Genomic DNA, 21,653 nt, shown 5'->3' on the forward strand with positions numbered 1-21,653 from the left:
AAACGCGTGAAGCTGGTCGTCACCGGCGGAGCTGGCTATGTCGGAAGCGTGAGCGCCGCGCGGCTGGTCGAGGCCGGCCACGAGGTTGTGGTGGTGGACGACCTGTCCACCGGGCACGCGGACGCCGTCCCCGAGGGGGCGCGCTTCGTCGAGGGCGATATCGCCGAGGTGGCCGGGCCGCTGCTGGCCGAGGGCTTCGACGGCGTGCTGCACTGCGCGGCCAAGTCGCTGGTCGGCGAGTCCATGCAGGACCCGGCCAAGTACTGGAACGGCAACGTCGTCACCTCGCTGCGGCTGCTCGAGGCGATGCGGGACAACGGCACCCAGCGGCTGGTGTTCTCCTCCACCGCCGCCACCTACGGCGAGCCCGAGCAGGTGCCGATCGTCGAGACGGCGCCGACCCGTCCCACCAACACCTACGGCGCCACCAAGCTGGCCATCGACTTCGCCATCACCTCGTTCGCCGCCGCCCACGGCCTGGCCGGCGTGAGCCTGCGCTACTTCAACGTGGCCGGCGCCTACGTGGCCCCGGGCGTGCAGCAGCTCGGCGAGCGGCACACCGTGGAGACGCACCTGATCCCCATCGTGCTCCAGGTCGCCCTCGGCCAGCGCGAGAAGGTCCAGATGTACGGCGACGACTGGCCCACCGAGGACGGCACCTGCGTCCGTGACTACATCCACGTGCTGGACCTGGCCGAGGCGCACCTGCTGGCCATGGAGAACGCCAAGCCCGGCCGGCACAACATCTACAACCTGGGCAGCGGCTTCGGCTTCTCGGTGAAGCAGGTCATCGACACCTGCCGCCAGGTGACCGGCCACGCGATCCCCGCCGAGGTGGCCCCGCGCCGCGCCGGCGACCCGGCCGTGCTGGTCGCGTCCAGCGAGCGGGCCCGGCAGGAGCTGGGCTGGCAGCCCAAGCACGAGGACCTGACGTCGATCGTCGGCGACGCGTGGACGTTCGCCAGCGCCGGGCGGGGGGAATGACCATGACCGACTTCACCGATCTGGACGCCGTGGCCAAGCTGCCGCGGATCGGCTCGCTCGCGCTGTCCCCGGACGGCACGCGGCTCGTGGCCACCGTCGCCGAGGTCGCGCCGGACGGCAAGACGTGGCAGTCCGCGCTGTGGGAGGTCGACCCGGCCGGCTCCCGCCCGGCCCGCCGCCTCACCCGCGCCGCCAAGGGCGAGTCCTCGCCCGTGTTCACGCCCGACGGCTCCGTGCTGTTCGTGACCTCCCGCACCGACGCCGAGTCCAAGCCCGGCGACGAGAAGGAGGCCTCCGCGCTGTGGCTGCTGCCGCCCGTCGGCGAGGCCCGGCAGGTGTACGCCCCGCGTGGCGGCGTCTCCGCCGTGTCCGTCGCCCGTGACGCCGGCACCCTGGCCATCACCACCGCCGCCCTGCACGGCGCCGGCGTCGGCGACGAGGACAAGGAGCGCCGCAAGGCCCGCGAGGACGCCGGCGTGACCGCGATCCTGCACGAGTCCTACCCCGTCCGTTACTGGGACCACGACCTCGGGCCCGACAAGCCGCGGATCGTCTCCGCCGCCGCCATCACCGGCGACGAGCGGGTCACCGAGGTCGTCGAACTCACCCGGGACGTGCCGTCCCCCGTCTCGGGCGCCGCCGTCAGCCCCGACGGCCAGTGGATCGCCTACAACGCCGACGAGGCGCTCTCCGCCGCCTACGGCCGGCGCGACACGCTTCGCGTCGTGCGCGCCGACGGCACGGGCGACCGCGAGCTCGCCGCCGACCGCAGCCTCGGCGACGGTCCCGCCTACGGCTTCTTCGGCGCCGTCTGGCTGCCCGACTCCTCCGGCGTCGTCGCCATGCGGGCCACCGAGTCCACCGAGCAGGAGTGCCCGCACTACGAGATCGTGCTCGTCACCCTGGCCGACGGCGCCGTGCGGCAGCTCGTGGCCGACTTCCCCGACTGGAGCGAGAGTCCCGTCGTCTCGCCCGACGGGCAGTCCGTGTACTTCACCGGCGACCGGCTCGGCCCGCGTCCCGTGTGGCGCGTCGACCTGGCGTCCGGCGAGGTCACCCGGCTCACCGGCGAGGGCCACTACAGCGAGGTCTGCGTCGCTGCCGACGGCTCCGCCGTGTACGCGCTGCGGGACTCCATCGCCCACCCCGCTCAGCCCGTTCGGCTCGACCCCGTCGCCGTCGAGCAGGACCCCGTCGCCCTGCCTGCTCCCGGCGTCGTCGACTCGCTGCCCGGCACCCTCACCGAGGTCGAGACCACCGTCTCCGACGGCCGCACCGTCCGGGCCTGGCTCGCCCTGCCCGCCGGCGCCTCCGCCGACTCCCCCGCGCCGTTGACGCTGTGGATCCACGGCGGGCCCATGATGAGCAACAACGGCTGGTCCTGGCGTTGGAACCCGTGGCTCCTGGTCGCCCGGGGCTACGCCGTCCTGATGCCCGACCCCGCCCTGTCCACCGGCTACGGCCGCGACATGATCCAGGCCGGGTGGGGCGCCTGGGGCGCCGCTCCCTTCACCGACCTCATGGCCATCACCGACGTCACCGTCGAGCGCCCCGACATCGACGAGGGCCGCACCGCCGCCATGGGCGGCTCCTTCGGCGGCTACATGGCCAACTGGGTAGCCACCCAGACCGATCGCTTCGACGCCATCGTCACCCACGCCTCCCTGTGGAACCTCGAAGCCTTCACCGGCGTCACCGACGCGTCCTACTACTGGATGCGGGAGATGACCGACCCCCTGCGCTCCACCGAGCGCATCCTGGCCAACTCGCCCCACCTGCGCGTCGCCGACATCAGCACGCCCATGCTGGTCATCCACGGCGACAAGGACTACCGCGTCCCCATCGGCGAGGGCATCCGGCTGTACTTCGACCTCGTCCGCCACGGCGTGCCCTCGAAGTTCCTGTACTACCCCACCGAGAACCACTGGATCCTCACGCCCGGCAACTCCAAGGTCTGGTACGAGACCGTGCTGGCCTTCCTCGCCGAGCACGTCCTCGGCGAGAAGTGGGAACGCCCCGCCCTCATCTGACCTGTCCCCGGCTGATCCGCCCGGGTCGGTTCACTCGGAAACCCAGCAGTCCCAAGGCCCGCCGGCCCATCCCCCGGCGGGCCTTGGTGCTTCCCAACCACAGGCCCACGCCACCCTGCCCCTCACCGCACCCCAACGGCTGAACCCACCCTCAGCGCCGCGCCATCCCAGGCCCCGGCCGCAGCCCGGCAGCCGAACACAACCCAGCGACTAACTCACGCCGGGGTCCCGCATCTCCGCACCCCAACGGGCCCGGATCAGCCCGGCGCTGCGGCGGCACCAGTCCACGTTCTCCTGCTCGAACCGCCGCCCCCGCAGGCAGGTCAGATAGGGGCCGATACGTTCCCCCGTTGCGAGGAAGGTGTCCTCGTCCAGGTCTCCGCGCAGGGCCCGCAGGGTGCCGTCGAACAGCTCCGCCTTGGCCGCCGCCTGCACCGCGCGTTCCTCCAGCCGGGCCACGACCGCATCGGCATCGGTCCGATCCACGGCGTGCACCTTCACCAACAGGTCATCCCGAATCACCGCCGGCTTGGCCTCCGCCTCGGCGAAGCGCACCAGCTCGGCCACCCCCGCCTCCGTGACGGTGTAGACGCGCTTGTTGGGCCGATCGAGCTGGATCACCAACTCCCCGTCGACCAGCCCGGCCCGCTCCAACTTGGCGAGCTCGCCGTACAACTGCTGCGGCGAGGCGTACCAGAAGTTGGCCACCCCGGTGTCGAACACCTTGGCCAGCTGATAGCCGCTGAACTCGCCCCCGAGCAGCACGGCCAGCACCGCGTGCCGCAACGCCATCGGCCACCCTCCCGTCTCCCGCCCACACACGCCACCCGACTGAGCCCTCCCGACCGGGCCATCCCTGCCAAGCCATCCCAACCGGGCCATCCCAACCGGGCCATCCCGACCAAGCCGTCCCAGCCAGGCTGGCTCTGCCGAGGGCGGCTCTGCCGAAGCCAGGGCGGTATCTCACCCGGGCGGCCAACCCCTTCCGGCGCTCCGATCCGGTCGCTCCGATCCTTGACCGGCGCGGCCACCCTACGCAAGACTGCGACTAGTCAATTTTATGACTATGGACGGCGCTCAGGGAGGCCCCACCGTGTCCACCACCCCAGCGGTCGAGACCCAGGCCGCCGACTCCGCGACCGCGGGCACGCCGACGACGCGGGCGGTCGCCCGACTGCGCGCGGCGGTCGAGCAGGGCGACCACGCCACGATCGTCGGCCTGTTCCGCGACGACATCGTCTTCCACAGCCCGGTGAAGTTCCGCCCGTTCGAGGGCATCGCCACCGTCGGCGCCCTGTTCGCGGTGCTGATGCGCACGTTCGAGGACTTCCGCTACGTCGGCGAGCTGACCGGCGACCTCGACGGTGACGCGGACTCGTGCGTGCTGGTGTTCCGCGCCCGGGTCGGCGACAAGCAGATCCACGGCGTCGACATGCTGCAGTTCGACGACGAGGGCAGGATCGCCACGTTTACCGTGATGGTGCGGCCGCAGTCCGCCGCCATGGCGCTCAGCGAAGCCGTGTTCGCCGGCCTCGTCGCCGACGGCGTCGTGCCGGCCCCGCAGGCAGGAGGTCAGCAGTGAAGCTGGGCTACCACACCGGGTACTGGTCGTCCGGACCGCCGGCGGGCGTCGCCGAGGCCGTGATCGAGGCCGACCGCCTCGGTTTCGACTCGGTGTGGACCGCCGAGGCCTACGGCTCCGACGCGCTCACCCCGCTTGCCTGGTGGGGCGCGGCGACCAAGAACATCAAACTGGCCACCAACATCATGCAGATGTCGGCCCGCACCCCGGCCGCCGCCGGCATGGCCGCGATCACCCTGGACCACCTGTCCGGCGGCCGTTTCGTGCTCGGCCTCGGCGCGTCCGGCCCGCAGGTCGTGGAAGGCTGGTACGGCCAGCCCTACCCGCGCCCGCTGGCCCGCACCCGCGAGTACATCGACATCGTGCGCAAGGTCGTCGCCCGCGAGACCGTCGAGCACCAGGGCGAGTTCTTCCAGCTGCCGTACCCGGGCGGCACCGGCCTCGGCAAGCCGCTCAAGTCAACCGTGCACCCGATGCGCCCCCAGATCCCGATCTTCCTGGCCGCGGAGGGCCCGAAGAACGTGGCGCTGGCCGCCGAGATCGCCGACGGCTGGCTGCCGCTGTTCTACTCGCCCAAGGTCGACGGCTTCTTCCGCGCCGCACTGGCCGAGGGCTTCGGCCGCCCCGGCGCCCGGCACACCCTCGACGACTTCGAGGTCGCCGCGAGCGTGCCGGTGCTGGTGCACGACGATGTGGAGCAGGCCGCGGACTTCATCCGCCCCATGCTCGCCCTCTACATCGGCGGCATGGGCGCGAAGGGCGCCAACTTCCATCGGGACGCCATCGCCCGCCTCGGCTACGAGGCCGAGTGCGACCGCATCCAGGACCTGTACCTGGCCGGCGACAAGAAGGCGGCGATCGCCGCCGTGCCCACCAGGATGGTCGAGGACCTGGCGCTGATCGGCCCCGCCGCCAAGATCCGCGACGAGCTGCCGGCCTGGGAGGAGACCGTGATCACCACCCTGCTGGTGCAGGGTGACGTGACTGCCGTGCGCAAGGTCGCCGAGCTGTTCTCCTGACGCACCACCACCTTTCCATGAAGTTCCCGGGGCCCGTCCACCATCGGACGGGCCCCGGCCCGTCCCGACCCGACGCCGTGAACGGGGAGGAGACCACGGTGCCGGACCGGGAAGCTGAGCCCGAGGCCCGCAGTCACCCGCGAACGGACCCCGGTCCACCGGCTCACCGCACGCCGCGACGGGCAGGGGCCGCGCCGGCGGTGTTCCGGATCCGATCCCGCCGGCGAAAGCACACTCACCGACCAGGACGGTCCTGTGGTCACAAGGATCCGCACGGTGGGGATCCCGTTCCCACTGACGCACGGGATCCCCACCGGTCCCCGGACCACCGCGCCGGCGAAGGGGGGAGCCGGCAGCGGGTGGTCCGGGATCTCCTCTGCCGGCTGACCAGGCCGACAGAAGGCAACGCCGAGGGTGTTCACCGCGCTCCAGCGGCAAACAGCCCGCGAGCAGGTGGAAGTGGTGGCGGGGATCCCGCATCCGTACCGTCACGGGATCCCCGCCGGCCCGAAACGGGGCGAGTCGATGTGGGGGGCGTCGACCACCGCAGGTTCGGGACCGCATCTGCCGGCGGAGCAACCGACAGATGGCATTACGGCCAGCGGCCAGGGTGATCCGAGGATCGCTCATCCGAACCGGTTCACACTACTTCCCGGTCACGAGACACGATGGCGTGGAACCGATCTGCGGGCCGCTGGCTCGACACTGAGCACGGTGGCGAGGAGTGAGGGGCCGGGACCCGTCTGGCGGGGACGGGTCCCGGCCGGCCCCGGGTCGTTCGCTGCGACCTGGCTGCGACAGTCGCGGGCGTGCGCGGCTCCGGGGCGGCGCCTGCCGGTGCGCGCGACCGGCAGGGGGCTGAGGACGGCTCAAGGGGACATGTCGAGGCCCTCCGGGGTGTCGGAATCGGCTTCGATGTCGATACGCGCGTCGACGGCGGCGTCGTGCAGGAGCTGCCGCACGTGCGCCCTGGGCATGCCGTAGGACAGCGCGCCGCAGAGCAGACCGGCGAGCTGGTGCCCGGGCAGGGCGGACCGGGCCTGCTCAAGGGCGACGTTGGCCAACGCGCCGTCACCACGCATATAGGCGCACGCGGCGACCAGGATGGCGGCTTCGGAGCGTTCGGGAGGCGGCAGGCACCGGGCGAGTTCGAGCCACAGTCTCTCGGCGGTGAGGGCGATTCGGCCGTCGAGCGCGTAGTGCAGGCACAGGTCTCGCACCCGGTAGTCGGACAGCGCCATGGCGAGGCGGACGAACTCCTCGTCGGTGGTGGGCAGGGTGTCGGACTTGACGGCGTCGCGAATGACCTGCACGTGCTCGGCACTGGTGGTGTGGTCGGAGCGGATGGTGGTGTCGATCAGGCTGCTGAGCTTGATCATGCGGTTGGTGTCGGGCGGTTGGAACAGCTGATCCAGATCCTCGCGGCGGTCGTAGGTCACGAGGCCGGAGGCGGCCACCTCGGCGGCGAGTTCGCTGGCGGCGCTGTCTGGCACCTCGCCCTCGCAGTCGTGGTGCAGGTAGCAGCGCCACGGCACACCGCCCGAGGTGGACGGCGCCCACAGGACATGCGGCACGGGCACGGAGATGTCGGCCAGGGCAGTGACCGCGCGCTGCATGAGCTCGTCGTGCCGTGGATCGGGCCGTTCGCACACGACGACGAGCACGGCGGTCTGCGCCTCGTACTGCCGCGTCGCTCTGGTCACGGCGGTGGCGAGCGCGCCGTGCATCGACGGCGCCACCAGATCCATCCGTGCGACGCCGGTGATCAGATCGTCCTGCAGGGCCACCACGACGAGCGAGTCCCGGGGGTGGAAACCCAGCATCGGCGGGATCGCGGCGATGAGCGAGCCGCCGTCGGCGAGCTTGACGATGCGGTCCCGGTCGGATCGGGCCGGGTTGGGGCGTGCGGCGGTGTCCATGTGGCCACCTTGCTCGCGTGGGGGAACGCGACAAAGGCGACGAAGATCAAGATGTGGACAACTCGGATTGTCCACAGGCGCGGTTTTGCAAGGCTTTTCGGGCCGATCGGGGCCCTGCCGGTGTGCTATACGCCGAGGTGACCGGTGGACGGACGGGACCTGTGCAGCTCAAGGCCGGTGTCGACCAGGTCGACGCGCTCCAGTGAGGCCACCTCCGACAGCGGGATCCAGGCCGCCTTGTCGGTCGAGCCGTCGATCTCGTCGCGCAGCTCGCCGCCGACGATGCGGGCCTCGTAGACGACGCGCAACGCGTGGAAGTCCGTCTCGCCGCCGAACCGGCGGGCGTACCGGCGGCGCATGGTGTGCACGCCGAGCAGGCTCTGCACCTCCGCCCGGTACCCGGTCTCCTCGGCGACCTCGCGCTGCACGGCATCGAACGGGTCCTCGCCGTGGTCGATGCCGCCGCCGGGCAGCGTCCACAGCTTGCCCTCGGGCCCGACCCACCTGGCCAGCAGCACCGCGCCGTCACGCACGCAGACCGCGTAGGCCGCGACCCTCAACCGCTCGTACGCCATCGCACCTCCCGTATCCACCCCTGGGTTGATAGCGCATTCAACCCGGTTCCCACCTGTGGACCGAAGAAACCCGCGCCGCCCGGGACGAGTCTTGGACCCGTGCCGGAGCGGCACGTGGGAGATCGAGGAGAGAGCACATGTCCACGCTGGTGTTGGTCCTGGTCGGCGCGCTGGTGGTGCTGCGGGTGCTGGGCAAGCAGCTGACGGGGTCGTTCGTCACCGCGAAGTCGCTGGTGCTGATGCCCGCCATCCTGATCGTCATCGGGCTGGGCGGGGCGGTCGCCACGGTCGGCGCCGCCCGGCCGAGCGAGATCCTGTTCTTCCTGGTCGACGCGGCGGTCGTGGTGGGGCTGGGCCTGGCCCGCGGCGCCACCGCCCGCCTCAGCATGCGTGACGGCAACCTGTTCCAGAAGGGCACGCCGGTGACGATCGTGTTGTGGCTGGCGACGATCGCGGTGCGCGTCGGCGCCGGTTTCCTCGGGCACGCGCTCGGCATCGAGGGCGCCCTCACCGCGGCCTCGGCGCTGATGCTGTTCGGCATCACCATCGCCGCCCAGAACGCGATGATCTACTTCCGGGCGCAGCAGCGGCGGCTGCCGCTCGCGACGGCCGTGCCCCGCCGCTAGAACCTGCGATGATGACGACCATGTTCGACGATCAGGGCTTCGTACTCCCGGGCCGGAGGTACGGAGCCCTGTCGCTGGTCCGCGTGATGCCGTCGCTGTTCGCGCTGACGCTGTTCCTGCCCCAGAAGTGGGTGCTGGCCGGCACGCCGGTCGTGGCGCAGGAGCTGCCGTGGTTGATCGCGCTGAGCCTGGTCGTCATCGCCGGCAACGTGATGCTGCTGCCGTTCTCCTGGTCGGCGCTGCGGTCGCCGCTCGTGTCGCAGGCCGGCCTGATCGCCATCACGTTGGCGTCGAGCGGGATCCTGCTGCTGCATCCGAACGGCGTGGTCTACGCGCTGCCGTTCTGGACGGCGCGGCTGGCGGTCCGCTACCGCGGTCCCGGGCCGCTGAGCTACATCGTGATCGGCCTGTCGATGGTCGGCGCGGCGATTCCGCAGCTGCTCAGGGACTTCCAATGGCTGGCCGCGCTGGGCATCGCGCTCGGTGTGCTGGCTCTGGTCCTCCTCACGGCCAACCGCCAGGGCCGTGAGGAACGCCTGGAGCAGGCGGAGCTGCTGGTGGCGCGGCGGCAGCAGGTGATCGAGGAACACGCCCGAGCGGCCGCGCTGGCCGAGCGTGCACGGATCGCGCGTGAGGTTCACGACGTGCTGGCGCACTCGCTGGCGGGCCTGTCGCTGACGCTGCAGGGCACGCGCCTGATGCTGCAACGGGACAACGCGTCGCAGGAGGTCATCGACCAGGTGACCAAGGCGCAGAAGCTGGCCGCGGACGGTCTCACGGAGGCGCGGCGGGCCGTCGCGGCGCTGCGTGACGACAAAGTGCCGGACGCACGGGCGATCGCCGACCTGGTCACGGCATTTCGGCTAGAGTCCGGCGCGCCCGCGGAACTGGTCGTCAACGGCGAGCCGCGCGACCTGCCGGCGGAAGCTGCCTCGGCGCTGTACCGCACGGCGCAGGAGGCGCTCACCAACGCCCGCAAGCACGCGCCGGGAGCACCCGTGGACGCGGTGCTGGACTTCGAGGACGGGCGCACGGTACTGACCGTCACCGATCACCCGGGCAAGCCGCCCGCACAGGCGACGAGCGGCGGCTACGGTCTGGTGGGGATGCGGGAGCGCGCCGAGCTGATCGGCGGAGAACTGGAGACGGGGCCCATGAAGGACGGGTGGCGCGTGCGACTGGTGATGCCGGCGTGAGCGACCTGCGGGTGGTGCTGGCGGACGACCAGACGGTGGTCCGTGAGGGGCTGGCGACGTTGCTGAAGCTGCTGCCAGGCGTGGAAGTCGTGGGGGCCGCGGCCGACGGTGAGCAGGCGGTGGCGCTGGTGGCCGAGCAGCGGCCGGACGTGTTGCTGGTGGACCTGAGGATGCCTCGGTGTGACGGCGTCGAGGCCACGCGACGCGTGCGGGAGCAGTACCCGGAAACCGAAGTCGTGGTGCTGACGACGTACACCGACGACGACAGTGTGTTGTCAGCGTTGCGCGCGGGAGCCAGGGGATTCCTGACGAAGGACGCCGACGCGGAGGCGATCGCGAGGGCGTTGCACGCGGCCGCGGCGGGTCAGTCCACGGTGGACGGCGAGGTGCAGCAGCGGCTGGTGGAGGCCGCGACGGGCGGCGGCCAGCCGAGCAGGCCGGCCCCGGAGCCGGCGGACGGGCTGACGCCGAGGGAGATCGACGTGCTGAAGTTGATCGCGGCGGGCATGTCGAACACGGAGATCGCCCGCAAGCTGGTGGTCAGCGAGGCGACGGTGAAGACGCACGTGAACCACCTGTTCGCGAAGGCCAACCTGCGTGACCGCGCGCAGGCGGTGGCCTACGCCTACAAGACGGGCCTGGTGAAGGACTGAGTGGGCATCGAGGAGTTCATCGCGGCCCTGCCGAAGGCCGAACTGCACGTCCACCTCGTCGGGGCGGCGTCGCTGGACACGGTGTTGGAGCTGTCGCGCCGGCACTCGCGGACCCTTGTGCCCAAGGATCGCGCTGAGCTGGCGCGGTACTACGAGTTCACGGACTTCCCACACTTCATCAACGTCTACAGCGCCGTGAACAAGCTGGTGACGACGCCCGACGACGTGCAGACGATGCTGCTGGGCCTGGCCCGTGACCTCGCGGCCAACAACGTGCGGTACGCCGAGGTGACCGTGTCGGCGATCGCGCACTTCCCCTACGGAACCGGGCCGGAGGCGTTGTCCGAGGCACTGGTGGACGGCCGGCGCAGGGCGCTCGCGGAGCACGGCGTCGAGCTGGCGTGGATCTTCGACGTGCCGATGCCATCGGACCTCCGCGAGGGCTACAGCACCCTGGAGTACGTGCTCGACCAGCGGCCGGAGGGCACGGTCGGCCTCGGGCTGGCGGGGCTGGAGACGCCGTACCCCCGCGCCGGCTTCAAGGCGGCGTTCCAGGAGGCCAGGGCGGCCGGCCTGCGCAGCCTTCCGCACGCGGGCGAGACCACCGGCCCGGAAGAGATCTGGGCGGCGCTGGAGGATCTCGGCGCGGAGCGGATCGGGCACGGCGTCAGCGCGGTGGACGACGACCGGCTCCTCAAGCACCTGGCCGAGACGGGGATCCCGCTGGAGGTGTCGCTGACCTCCAACGTCTGTACGAAGGCGGTGTCGTCACTGGCCGAGCACCCACTGCCCCGGCTGCTGGACGCGGGCGTGACGGTCACGCTGAACACCGACGACCCGGGCATGTTCGGCACGAACCTGAACCGCGAGTACCTGCTGGCCCACGAGGTGTTCGGCCTGGGCCGGTCCGAGCTGGCGGAGCTGGCACGCAACGCCGCCCGGGCGGCGTTCTGTGCGGAGCAGACCCGGTCAGGCCTGCTCAAGGGCATCGATGCGGTCGAGCGCGCGGCGGCCGAGCAGTAGCAGGCCGCCGACCAGCACGACGGCGACCACGACCGCCAGCCAGGACCACCGCTCGTACGCCTCGCTGGCGCCGTAGCCGACGGCCACCCACACCAGGCCCCAGACAGCCGACGACGGCAGGTTCCACGGCAGGAACCGCCGGTACGGCAGCCCGGCAGCGGCGGCGAACCGGGGCGTGAGCGTCCGCGCCCCGACCACCCACTGCCCGACCAGCACCGCTGAGCCGCCGAACCGGCTCAGCACCGTTCGCGCCCGCTGTCCCTTGGCGCCCGTGAGCCACCGGCTGCTGAGCGCCTCGGGCCGGTAGCGACCGGCGGCGAAGGACAGGTTGCTGCCCGCCACCGCCGCGACCGTGCCGACGGCGAGCGCCACCGGCAGCGCCACGAGACCGCCGTGGGTGAAGACGCCCAACGTCAGCAGGGCACTGGAGCCGGGCAGCACGACGCCGATGACAAGGGCCGCCTCCGCCACCACGAGCAGGCCGATGGCCAGCACGAGCAGCGGGCCGGGCAGGCCGACGAGCAGATCAGCCAGCATCGTCGCCCATGGTCGGCCGGCGGCAGACGTAACTGATCGCAGGCGGCACGTTGGCCCACACCACACGGGACACGATCACCTCGTCGAAGCTGCGGTCGAGCAGCGCGCGGAACTCGCGGGCCTGCCGCATGCCCAGCGCGTGCACATACGCGAACGTGGTGAACGCGCCCGCGGGCGTCAGCACCGTGCCGACCTGGCGCAGGATGGCGCGCTGCAGGTCCGGCGGGAACAACGCCCAGGGCAGGCCGCTGATCACGGCGTCGACCTGCTCGACACCGCGGTCGGCGAGCAGCTTGCCCAGCTCGGAGGCATCCCCGTGCACCACGTCCAGCCGCGGATAGGTGGTCCGCAGGTGCTCGACCAGGGTGCCGTCGAGCTCCACGGCCAGGTGCCGCCCGCCGGCCGGGATGCGGCGCTGCACGGCCTTCGTCGCCGAGCCGGTGCCCGGTCCCAGTTCCACCACGGTCGGCGCGCCGATGCTGGGCACCACGGTGGCCAGCAGGCCGGCGAGGGCTGGTCCGCTGGGGGCGATCGCGCCGACGGCGGCCGGCTGGCGGCGGACGGCCCCGAGGAAGACCCGAAGGTCGTGGAACGTGGTCATGGCGACCATGGTGCCCGGTCCCCCGCTGCGCTCGCGTCAAACCCCGGTCTCGCGTCGGGCGCGCTGAGATCATCCTCAGGTTTGACCCGCGGAAAACCGGTCGCCAGGAGCCGTCCCGTGATCCAGATTGGCCACATGGCGAAACTGGGAACGGTGCTGGTGACGGGGGTCGGCCGCACGATTGGGATAGGCGCGACCGTGGCCGCCGACCTGGCCGGAGCCGGCTAGGACGTCGCGATCAGCCACTGGCGTCCCTACGACGAGAAGATGCCGTGGGGCGCCGACCGGGACGCGCAGACGGAACTGACCGAACGGATGACGGCCCTGGGGGCGCGGACGGCGGTAGTCGAGGCCGACCTGAGCGATCCGGCCGTCCCGGCCCGGCTGTTCGACGAGGTCGAACGCGAGCTGGGCGGCGTCACCGCCCTGGTGCTGTGCCACGCGGAGTCGGTCGACTCGGGGCTGCTGGACAGTTCAGTCGATAGCTTCGACCTCCATTTCGCGGTCAATGCCAGGGCGACCTGGCTGCTGATCAAGGAGTTCGGGCAGCGGTTCCGCGGCGAGCACGGCAGCGGGCGCATTCTGGCCTTCACCAGCGACCACACCGTCGGAAACATGCCCTACGGCGCCAGCAAGGGCGCACTGGACCGGATCACCCTCGCCGCCGCCCGCGAGCTGGCGCACCTGGGCGTCACGGCCAACGTGATCAATCCCGGCCCCAACGACACCGGCTGGATGACACCGAAACAGCTGAGCGAGGTCGCCCGGGACACGCCGCTCGGCCGGGTCGGCACGCCACAGGACTCCGCGAACCTGGTGACGTTCCTCTGCTCGCCGAAGGGCGGCTGGATCAACGGCCAGCTGCTCTACAGCAACGGGGGTTTCAAGTAGTGGCGGAACCAGTCGCTGAACGCCTCGTCCACGCGGCGGGCGTCCTCGTTCTGCGGCGCCGGCGCGACGCCCGGCTCCGCGGCCAGGGCGTGTTCCATGGCGGGAATGTCGATCAGTTCGGCGCGTAACGCGGTGGCGAGCCGGCCGAGCGGCTCCCGGAACTCGGGCTCGTCCTTCTCACCGCGGACGAGCAGCAAAGCCAGTTCGGGGTGCCGCTTGGCGAGCTCGTCGGCCCGCGCGACGAAGTCCAGGCGCGCCGCGACGGCCCGCGACTCGTCGCACCACGGATAGGGCGTGCCGAACCACTTCGCCACCCCGTCGGTGACCGGTTCCAGTTGCGCCACCGGATTGACCAAGGCGGCCGCGACCACCGGCACGTCCTGCTCGGTGAGCACCTGCAAGACCACTGCGCCGCCGGCGGAACCACCGAACAAGCCGAGCGGCCCATCAGTTTCCAATTGAGATCGCAGTTGGCCCAACGCGGCCGGGAACTCGCCGGACGCGGTGCTGACCACGGGATCGATGAGCTTGAGCACGTAGTCCTCGGCGGCGCGGCGAGTGACCTCGCGCTGCTCGCCGTACTCGGGCAGTCGCAGGTAGACCCGCCAGGCCGGCACGTCGGCCATCGGCAGCGCGGCCGCCATCGCCGCCTCGCTGCGGGGCGGATCCATCAGATGCCAGCCGACCAACAGCGGCGTGGCGGCCGTCGGATGTTCCGGTGGTCGGGCGAGGAACGGCACTCCGGCGGCGGTTCCCCGGATCATTTCGTCCATGCGAACACCATGGCAGACACGTCTGACAATCCCGGTCCGGTAGCCCGCCGGTCACCGCCCGGAGCCGTTCCTAAGAGCTTCGTGAAATGACTCTGTCGGTTCCCGATCGACGGGGATGAACCGCGGCAACACCCCGTTCGACCAGGCATGAGACGTCTTCCGGCCACCTTGGTCCTCCTCGCGGCGAGCGTCGCGGTGGGCACCGCGCTGCTGGCGTCAACCCCGGTCACCGCGTCGCTGGCCGCCGAGCGCGTGACCCTGCCGCCGCCCACGACGACGACCACCACAGCAACGACCACGACAACCACGACCACTCCCGCGCCGACCACCCCGGCGGTGCCGCCGGAGGCCGTCGGCCAGCTCGTGGACAAGGCCGTCAACAGCGTCGTCCCGGGCACGACCGTGGGCGTGCTGGCGGTCGACACCGACAGCGACCAGCCCGTGGCCAGTTACAACGCGGCCGAGCCGATGTACACCGCGTCCGTGGTGAAGCTGCTGATCGCCATCGACCTGCTGCACAGCCAGAACTGGCAGCCCGACGCCGCGACGGCCGCGCGGCTGGAGCAGATGATCTCCTACAGCGACGACGACATCGCCAACGCGCTGTGGGACCAGGACGGCGGCAACTCGATCGTCACCCGGATGGCCTCGCTGATCGGGCTCACCGGCACGCAGCCGCCCGAGGACCCTGCGCAGTGGGGCGAGGCGACGATGTCCGCGCAGGACGTCGTCACGACCTACGAGTTCATCCAGGACGAAATTCCCGCGCCGGCGCAGGACGTGCTGACGGCCGGCATGAGCGGGGCCGCAGCCACCGCGGCCGACGGGTTCCAGCAGTACTTCGGCATCCCGGACGGCCTGCCGGGCGCCTCGTGGGAGATCAAACAGGGCTGGATGCTGCTGATGTCGACGACGGTGCTCGACACCACCGGCATGGTCGGCCTGGGTCCGACGATGCCCTACGCCGTGGCGATCATGACGGAACTGCCCGCCGGCACCTCATGGTCGGCCGGTACGAAAGCGGTATCTGCTGGCGCCGCCGCAATCAAGGCCGCCTTCGTTCGGTGATGAGATCCGCCGCCGTGACGCCGGACAGCGCGCCCCGCAGCGTCGGCGCCGCCTGCACGAGCTGCCGCGTGTACGGATGCCGCGGCTCGCGGTAAACCTGTTCCACATCACCGATTTCGACCAGTTCACCGGAGCGCAGAACGGCCACCGTGTCGCAGACGTGCCGGACCACGGACAGGTCGTGGGAGACGAAGACCAGCGTCAGCGCGAACTGCTCGACCAGGTCTGACAACAGGTTCAGGATCTGCGCCCGCACGGACACGTCCAGCGCGCTCACGGGCTCGTCGGCCACGAGGACACGAGGCTTGGGGGCCAGGGCCCGGGCCAGGGAAATGCGTTGCCGCTGGCCGCCGGAGAACTGGTGCGGGAACCTCCGACCGGCATCCGCCGGCAGCCCCACGGCCGCCAGCAGCTCGGCAACGCGTTCCTCCTGACCGGCAATCCGCTGCGCGACAAGCGGTTCGGCGATGATGTCCCGTACCCGCATGCGCGGATCGAGCGAACCCATCGGATCCTGGAACACGACCTGGAGATCGCGCCGGAGGAACGACAGGCGTCGTTCGGACCGGCCGTCGACGCGCTGGCCGTCGAACGTGACGGCCCCGGCGGTCGGCTGGTCGAGGCCGGCGATCAGCCGGACCAGCGTCGACTTTCCCGAGCCCGACTCGCCTACGATGCCGAAGCGCCGGCCCGATTCGATCTCGAACGAGACGTCACGAAGCGCGTGCACCTCGGCCCGAGGCCGCAACGGCGACGTCCGCGACCGCCGGTAGACGCGGCTGAGGTTCTCCACCTTGATCATTCGTCGCCTCCGACCGGGTGCCAGCACGCGTGCCCGGCGGTCGGTTCGCCGAACCAGGGCGGCTGCACGCGACATTGGTCGTCGGCGCGCGGGCAGCGGTTGCGGAACACGCAGCCGCTGGGGAACTGTCCGGCGGCCGGAACCACGCCGGCGATGGCGTGCAGGCGCCCACGCTCGTCGACGGCCTCCAGATCGGAAGCGTCGAGCAACCCCTTGGTGTAGCGGTGTTTCGGCGAGGTCAGGACCTCGACGACCGGTCCGGACTCGACGATCCGCCCGCCGTACATCACCAGCACGCGCTCGCAAACCGTTGCCACCACGGCGAGATCGTGCGTGATGAACAGCAGCGAAGCGTCCCTTTCCTTGACTCCCTTGACAATCAGGTCGAGAAGCTGAGCCTGGACCGTGACGTCGAGCGCGGTGGTAGGCTCGTCGCAGATGAGCACGTCCGGGTCATTGGCGAGAGCGATGGCCAACAGCACGCGTTGCCGTTGCCCGCCGGAAAGTTGGTGCGGATAGGCATTTCCCAGTTCAGCGACATCCCGCAGGCGCACCTGCTCCAGCAGCCGCAGGGCATCCCGGTGCGCGGCGGCGCGATCGCCTGCCGTGCGGTGGATCAACCGGGCTTCCGCGACCTGGTCGACGACACGCATAGACGGGTTCAACGCCGTCATCGGCTCCTGGAACACCATGGCCAGCCGCGAGCCACGCAACCTGGAGAGGAGGTTTTCCGATGCCCCCACAAGGTCTTCCGCCACGCCGTCGAGCCGGACCGAGCCCGCCGCCGTGACGTCGTCGGGCAGCAGACCGAACACCGCCGACGCGGTCAGCGACTTGCCCGAGCCCGACTCACCGATCAGACCGACCCGTTCGCCACTGCCGACCGTGAAGGAGACATCGCTGACCAGAGGCAGCTCGCCTGCCGCGACGCACAGACCGTCAACCTCGAGCACGGTGGCCCTCCAACCTGGGGTCGAAGCGATCGCGCAGGCCGTCGCCGAGGAGCGTGAAACCCAGCACCGCCAGGGCGATCGCCACCCCCGGCACGATCAGCAGCCTCGGTTGCACGGCCAGGAGTTCCTGGGACTCCTGCAACATGCGACCCCAGGACGGCGTCGGCGGCTGCGTGCCGAGACCGAGGTAGGACAGCGCCGCCTCGGCCAGCACCGCGATGCCGAACGACACCGAGCACTGCACGATGATCAGGCCGGCGATGTTCGGCAGCACGTGCCGCACCGAGATCGCCAGGCCGGTGCGGCCGGCCGATCGCGCAGCCAGCACGTACTCCGTGTTCAACACCTGCAGGGCGGAGCCACGGGCCAGGCGCGCGAACGACGGCACGGTGGCGATGCCGATGGCGACCATGGCGGTCAGGGTGCTGGCCCCGAACGCCGCCCCGAACATGATCGCCAGCAGCAGTGCCGGGAACGCGAGCACGATGTCGTTGGCCCGCAACACGATCTCGCCCAGCCAGCGCGGGCCGGCCGCCGCGAACACGCCGAGCGGCGTGCCGATGACCGCGGCCACACCGACCGCGACGACGCCGACGTACAGCGTGGTCCGCGCGCCGACCATGAGCTGACTGACGAGATCGCGACCGAAGCGGTCCGTGCCGAGCCAGTGGGCACCGCTCGGGCCCTGTAGCCGAAGCGCCGCGTCGACCTGGGTCGGGTCGAACGGCGTCCACAGAAAGGAGATCAGCGTCGCCAGCACGATGAGACCGACCAGCACCGCCCCGATCACGAGGTTCCTCACCGCGCCCTCCGCAGCCTCGGGTCCACGACCGTGTAGAGCACATCGACGAGGAGGTTGACCACCAGCACCGCCGCCACCAGCACCATCACCACGTCCTGCACGACGATCAGGTCGCGACCGCCGACGGCGTCCAGCAGCATGCTGCCGAGGCCGGGGATGACGAACACCCGTTCCACCACCACGGCCCCGATCAGCAGCGTCGCCAGTTGCAGGCCGAGCACCGTCACGACGGGCACCGCCGCGTTGCGAAGCCCGTGCCATAGCAGGGCCCGTGTGGGCCTGAGGCCCTTCGCCCTCGCGGTGCGGAGGTAGTCCTCGCCTAGGACGTCCAGCACGGCCGAGCGGACGTACCGGGTCAGCACCGCCGCCTGCACGAGGCCGAGCGACAGCGCCGGCAGGACAAGGCCTTTCAGGAACGCCACCGGATCAGCGTCCGGGGGTGTCCACCCACCGGATGGGAGGATCCGCAGCGACACAGCGAATATCTCGACCAGGACTATGCCGGCCAGGAACGCGGGGATCGCGGCGCCGAGCTGGCTGAGGCCGGACACGACCGTGCCGGACGCCGTGCGGTGCTTGGCCGCGGCGAGCGTGCCGAGTGGGACGGCGACCACCACCGCCACCACCGTCGCCGCGCCGACCAGCCACAGCGTCACCTCGAACCGGTCGAGCAGCTGGGGGCCGATCGCGTCGCCCGTGACGTAGGAGCGACCGAAGTCGCCGGTGAACAGGCCGCCGATCCAGTCGAGGTACTGCACCGGCAACGGCCGGTCGATGCCGAAGGCGTGCCGGGTCTGGGCGAGAAGCTCGGGCGTGGCATTGACCCCCAGGGCCACCTGCGCGGGATCGCCGGGCAGCACAGCCATGAACGCGAACACGACGATGGAGGCGATTGCCAATGTGAGCAGGAAGATGCCGGCCCGGCGGAGGATCACCATCATGACTTTCCCCCCGTCACGATCAGCTCCGTCACGATCGGCCCCGTCACGATCGGCCCCGTCACGATCGCCCCAGGGCGGACAGGTCGAACGCCTCGCCGACCTGGTTGGGCGGTAGGCCGGTGATGCCCTTCTTGGCCACGATCAGGTTGGGCAGCAGGAAGAGCCAGTCGGCGGCGGCGTCGGCGTTGATGGTGCGCGCGACCTGCTTCATGTCGGCGACCTGCTGCTCGGGCGTGCCGGTGTCGGCGGCGGCCAGCAGCTGGGTGACGGTCGGGTTGGTGTAACCCCAGTAGTACTTGGGGTTTCCGAACGTCACGATGTCGCGGGCCTCGACGTGGGCGACGATCGACATGTCGAAGTCGTGGCCGGTGAACACCTGTTTCAGCCAGACCGCGGGGAAGTCCAGCTCCTCGATGCTCACCGTGACGCCGATCGCGGCGAGCTGGGAGCGGATCACCTGGGCGGAGTCCACGGCGTAAGGGAGGTTGGGTATACGCAGTCTGAGCGTGAGGTGCTGTTGGCCGGCGTCGGCCAGGAGCTGTCTGGCTTTGGCCGGGTCGTACGGATAGACGCCGGCGAGGTCCTCGTACCAGGGGTCCGAGGGTGGGACCATGCTGCCGATCAGCAGGCCCTTGCCCGCCCACGCGGTGTCCAGCAGGGCCCTGCGGTCGATGCCGTAGGTCAGGGCCTGGCGGACGCGCTTGTCGTTCAGCGGCGCCTGGGCGTTGTTGAAGGACAGGACCACCTCGGCGGTGGTCGTGCCCTGGATCGTGGTGAACCGCTCGTCACTGGCGAACTGCGCGAGGGAGTCGGGCGCCTGCACGGAGCTGATCACGTCGATGCCATTGCTCAGCAGGGCGTTGTTCAGCGCGGTCGGGTCCTGGAAGTACTTCAGGACGACCCGGCCATAGGCGGGCTTCGGGCCCCAATAGCCCGGATTCGCCTTCAGCACGAGGGAATCGCCGCGGTTGAAGCGATCGAGCCGGTACGGGCCGGTGCCGATCGGCGTGGTGGCCAGGTTTCCCACACCGTTCGGCGCGAACATCGCGCCGACACGGCTGGCCATGGAGAACAGCCAGCCATTGCTGGGCTGCTTCAGCACCACGCGGGCGTGCAGCGGGTCGACGGCCTCGACGTAGTCGACCACGTCCATCTGCGACTTCAGCGAGATGGTCCAGGCGGTGCGGACGCGGTCGACGCTGAACTTGACCGTGTCGGCGGTGAACGGCTCGCCGTCGGTGAACGTCACGCCGGGTCGGAGCTGGAAGTCGTAGGTGCGACGGTCCGGGCTGACGGTCCAGGACGTCGCCAGCTGCGGCACGATCGCGCCGTTGGCGTCGAGGCGGACCAGGCCCTGGTAGACGTTGTCCAGCAGGGCCTGCGGGATCGCGGCGCCGTCCGTGCGGGTGAAGTCCAGGTTCGCGGGGGCGGCGGAGAAGCCGATGGCGATCGAGTCGGCGCTCGGCGACGAGTAGGCGGTCGAGCCCGCGGAACAGCCGGCGAGGGCGGCGACCAGCGTCAGGGCGAGCAGCGCGCGAAGCACGGTGATCACCCTAGCCAGGGTGGCGGGCGGTGTCCCGCCATGTGGGCGGCCGGATCATCACATCGGGCAGTGAGGGCCCGGTGCGTGGCGGGCCTGTCCGTGGCAGGGTGAGCCGCCGGCGTTCGTGCTCTCGCGGACCTGGAGGGTGTGGCGGGCGGTGATCTCACGGGGTGGGGCGTCGAGGCCGTTGACGCGTTCCAGCAGCATGGTCACGGCCGCCTCGGCGATCTGGGCCTTGTCCGGGGCGATGGTGGTCAGCGTGGGTGTGCTGAAGCGGCCGTCCTCGATGTCGTCGACACCGACGATGGCGACGTCGTCCGGCACCCGCAGGCCTGCGGCCAGCAGGGTGCGCAGGGCGCCGAGGGCCAGCAGGTCGTTGAAGCAGAACACGGCGTCCGGCGGCTCGGCCAGGGACAGCAGCAGGCGCATGGCGGCGGCGCCGTCGGGTCGGTGGTAGGACTCGGCCGGCACCACCAGCTCGTGGTCGTACTCGATGCCGGCCGCGGCCAGCGCGTCGCGGTAGCCCTGCAGCCGCACGTTGGCGGTGCCGGCGGCGGACACGTGCTGGTCGCCGATGGCGGCGATGCGTCGGCGGCCGAGGCTGAGCAGATGCTGGGTGGCCTCGCGGGCGGCGGCGACGTTGTCGATCGCCACCAGGTCGGCGGCGCCGGGGCCGACCTGCTCCCCCAGCAGCACCAACGGCAGGTCGGCGCGCATGCCGGCCAGGAATTCGGCGTCCAGGGCGAGCGGGCTGATGATCAGGCCGTCGATGGTCCGGGACCGGGCCCCGGAGGAGGTGAGGCGTTCACGGTCGCCACGGCCGTCGGTCTGGTCGATGAGCACCGACCAGGACTCGCGTTCGGCGGCGCCGATGACCTCCTCGGCCAGTTCGGCGAAGTACGGGATGCCCAGCTCGGGCAGGGCCAGCCCGATGATGCCGGACCGGCCGTAGCGCAGGTGCCGGGCGGTGAGGTTGGGCCGGTAGCCGAGCTGGTCGATGGCCTCGCGGACGCGGCTGCGGGTGGCCTCGCTGACGTGCTGGTACTCGTTGACCACGTTGGAGACGGTCTTGACCGAGACCCCAGCCAGTTTGGCCACGTCCTTCAGGCTGGCGCCCACCCGCACCTCCTCCTGC

22 protein-coding genes are annotated in these 21,653 nt (G+C 71.0%); 10 read left to right on the top strand and 12 right to left on the bottom strand.

Features of this window, described 5'->3' with window-relative positions:
- The first annotated feature begins 6 nt into the window (after positions 1–6).
- Together galE and AB0M73_RS26470 are read left to right on the top strand one after the other, a co-directional pair.
- Positions 7–984 (top strand): UDP-glucose 4-epimerase GalE, encoded by a 978-nt coding sequence (galE, locus tag AB0M73_RS26465; protein ID WP_363895443.1) that lies wholly within the window; start codon positions 7–9, stop codon positions 982–984.
- Positions 985–986: 2 nt separating this feature from the next.
- Entirely contained in the window at positions 987–3,014 is a 2,028-nt protein-coding gene (locus AB0M73_RS26470) for a S9 family peptidase (RefSeq protein WP_363895446.1), read from the top strand.
- A gap of 210 nt (positions 3,015–3,224) precedes the next feature.
- On the opposite strand, the gene AB0M73_RS26475 is transcribed toward AB0M73_RS26470, so the two are convergent.
- Positions 3,225–3,806 carry a PadR family transcriptional regulator gene (locus tag AB0M73_RS26475; RefSeq protein ID WP_043723326.1) on the bottom strand — a complete coding sequence of 194 codons (582 nt, stop codon included), beginning with the start codon at positions 3,804–3,806 and terminating at the stop codon, positions 3,225–3,227.
- Between the two features lie 301 nt (positions 3,807–4,107).
- Here AB0M73_RS26475 and AB0M73_RS26480 point away from each other — a divergent pair, with 301 nt between their 5' ends.
- Together AB0M73_RS26480 and AB0M73_RS26485 are read left to right on the top strand one after the other, a co-directional pair.
- Complete coding sequence (locus tag AB0M73_RS26480) at positions 4,108–4,596, top strand: nuclear transport factor 2 family protein (RefSeq protein WP_363895450.1); 489 nt, start codon at positions 4,108–4,110, stop codon at positions 4,594–4,596.
- Positions 4,593–5,615 carry an LLM class F420-dependent oxidoreductase gene (locus AB0M73_RS26485; protein WP_363895453.1) on the top strand — a complete coding sequence of 341 codons (1,023 nt, stop codon included), beginning with the start codon at positions 4,593–4,595 and terminating at the stop codon, positions 5,613–5,615. The genes AB0M73_RS26480 and AB0M73_RS26485 overlap by 4 nt, the downstream gene beginning before the upstream one ends.
- An 869-nt stretch (positions 5,616–6,484) precedes the next feature.
- Here the strand turns inward: AB0M73_RS26485 and AB0M73_RS26490 are convergent.
- Complete coding sequence (locus AB0M73_RS26490) at positions 6,485–7,534, bottom strand: DUF4192 domain-containing protein (RefSeq protein WP_363895456.1); 1,050 nt, start codon at positions 7,532–7,534, stop codon at positions 6,485–6,487.
- 125 nt (positions 7,535–7,659) lie between these two features.
- Positions 7,660–8,109 carry an NUDIX hydrolase gene (locus AB0M73_RS26495; protein WP_043723321.1) on the bottom strand — a complete coding sequence of 150 codons (450 nt, stop codon included), beginning with the start codon at positions 8,107–8,109 and terminating at the stop codon, positions 7,660–7,662.
- Between the two features lie 137 nt (positions 8,110–8,246).
- Here AB0M73_RS26495 and AB0M73_RS26500 point away from each other — a divergent pair, with 137 nt between their 5' ends.
- Genes AB0M73_RS26500 through add form a run of 4 tightly spaced genes read left to right on the top strand, consistent with a single transcriptional unit; the run spans position 8,247 to position 11,607 of the window.
- Positions 8,247–8,735, top strand: coding sequence for a hypothetical protein (locus AB0M73_RS26500; protein ID WP_363895460.1), 489 nt, complete (start codon positions 8,247–8,249; stop codon positions 8,733–8,735).
- A gap of 20 nt (positions 8,736–8,755) precedes the next feature.
- A complete protein-coding gene (locus AB0M73_RS26505; protein ID WP_363895463.1) occupies positions 8,756–9,931 on the top strand; it encodes a histidine kinase in 1,176 nt (391 codons plus the stop codon).
- Positions 9,928–10,584 (top strand): response regulator transcription factor, encoded by a 657-nt coding sequence (locus AB0M73_RS26510; RefSeq protein WP_363895466.1) that lies wholly within the window; start codon positions 9,928–9,930, stop codon positions 10,582–10,584. Before AB0M73_RS26505 ends, AB0M73_RS26510 begins: the two co-directional genes overlap by 4 nt.
- Entirely contained in the window at positions 10,585–11,607 is a 1,023-nt protein-coding gene (gene add, locus AB0M73_RS26515) for an adenosine deaminase (RefSeq protein WP_363895469.1), read from the top strand.
- Here add and AB0M73_RS26520 read toward each other — a convergent pair.
- Complete coding sequence (locus AB0M73_RS26520; RefSeq protein ID WP_363895472.1) at positions 11,554–12,144, bottom strand: DedA family protein; 591 nt, start codon at positions 12,142–12,144, stop codon at positions 11,554–11,556. The two genes, add and AB0M73_RS26520, sit on opposite strands and share 54 nt — an antisense overlap.
- Entirely contained in the window at positions 12,134–12,754 is a 621-nt protein-coding gene (locus AB0M73_RS26525; protein WP_363895475.1) for a methyltransferase domain-containing protein, read from the bottom strand. Before AB0M73_RS26525 ends, AB0M73_RS26520 begins: the two co-directional genes overlap by 11 nt.
- Before the next feature lie 258 nt (positions 12,755–13,012).
- Between AB0M73_RS26525 and AB0M73_RS26530 the strand changes: the two genes are divergently transcribed.
- A complete protein-coding gene (locus AB0M73_RS26530) occupies positions 13,013–13,636 on the top strand; it encodes an SDR family oxidoreductase (RefSeq protein ID WP_363895478.1) in 624 nt (207 codons plus the stop codon).
- On the opposite strand, the gene AB0M73_RS26535 is transcribed toward AB0M73_RS26530, so the two are convergent.
- Positions 13,612–14,409 carry an alpha/beta hydrolase gene (locus AB0M73_RS26535; RefSeq protein WP_363895481.1) on the bottom strand — a complete coding sequence of 266 codons (798 nt, stop codon included), beginning with the start codon at positions 14,407–14,409 and terminating at the stop codon, positions 13,612–13,614. The two genes, AB0M73_RS26530 and AB0M73_RS26535, sit on opposite strands and share 25 nt — an antisense overlap.
- 147 nt (positions 14,410–14,556) lie before the next feature.
- On the opposite strand from AB0M73_RS26535, the gene AB0M73_RS26540 reads away from it, so the two are divergent.
- Entirely contained in the window at positions 14,557–15,477 is a 921-nt protein-coding gene (locus AB0M73_RS26540; RefSeq protein WP_363895484.1) for a hypothetical protein, read from the top strand.
- On the opposite strand, the gene AB0M73_RS26545 is transcribed toward AB0M73_RS26540, so the two are convergent.
- Genes AB0M73_RS26545 through AB0M73_RS26570 form a run of 6 tightly spaced genes read right to left on the bottom strand, consistent with a single transcriptional unit; the run spans position 15,455 to position 21,637 of the window.
- Positions 15,455–16,279 (bottom strand): ATP-binding cassette domain-containing protein, encoded by an 825-nt coding sequence (locus tag AB0M73_RS26545; protein ID WP_363895487.1) that lies wholly within the window; start codon positions 16,277–16,279, stop codon positions 15,455–15,457. The genes AB0M73_RS26540 and AB0M73_RS26545 overlap by 23 nt on opposite strands.
- A complete protein-coding gene (locus AB0M73_RS26550) occupies positions 16,276–17,214 on the bottom strand; it encodes an ABC transporter ATP-binding protein (RefSeq protein WP_363895647.1) in 939 nt (312 codons plus the stop codon). Before AB0M73_RS26550 ends, AB0M73_RS26545 begins: the two co-directional genes overlap by 4 nt.
- 4 nt (positions 17,215–17,218) lie before the next feature.
- A complete protein-coding gene (locus tag AB0M73_RS26555) occupies positions 17,219–18,034 on the bottom strand; it encodes an ABC transporter permease (protein WP_363895491.1) in 816 nt (271 codons plus the stop codon).
- On the bottom strand, positions 18,031–18,975 hold the full coding sequence (locus AB0M73_RS26560; RefSeq protein WP_363895494.1) for an ABC transporter permease: 945 nt from the start codon (positions 18,973–18,975) through the stop codon (positions 18,031–18,033). The genes AB0M73_RS26555 and AB0M73_RS26560 overlap by 4 nt, the downstream gene beginning before the upstream one ends.
- Before the next feature lie 58 nt (positions 18,976–19,033).
- A complete protein-coding gene (locus AB0M73_RS26565; protein ID WP_363895650.1) occupies positions 19,034–20,524 on the bottom strand; it encodes an ABC transporter substrate-binding protein in 1,491 nt (496 codons plus the stop codon).
- Positions 20,525–20,575: 51 nt separating this feature from the next.
- Positions 20,576–21,637, bottom strand: coding sequence for a LacI family DNA-binding transcriptional regulator (locus AB0M73_RS26570; RefSeq protein WP_363895497.1), 1,062 nt, complete (start codon positions 21,635–21,637; stop codon positions 20,576–20,578).
- Positions 21,638–21,653 lie beyond the last annotated feature (16 nt).

The organism is Kutzneria sp. NPDC051319 (genome assembly GCF_040682195.1).
GTDB lineage: Bacteria > Actinomycetota > Actinomycetes > Mycobacteriales > Pseudonocardiaceae > Kutzneria.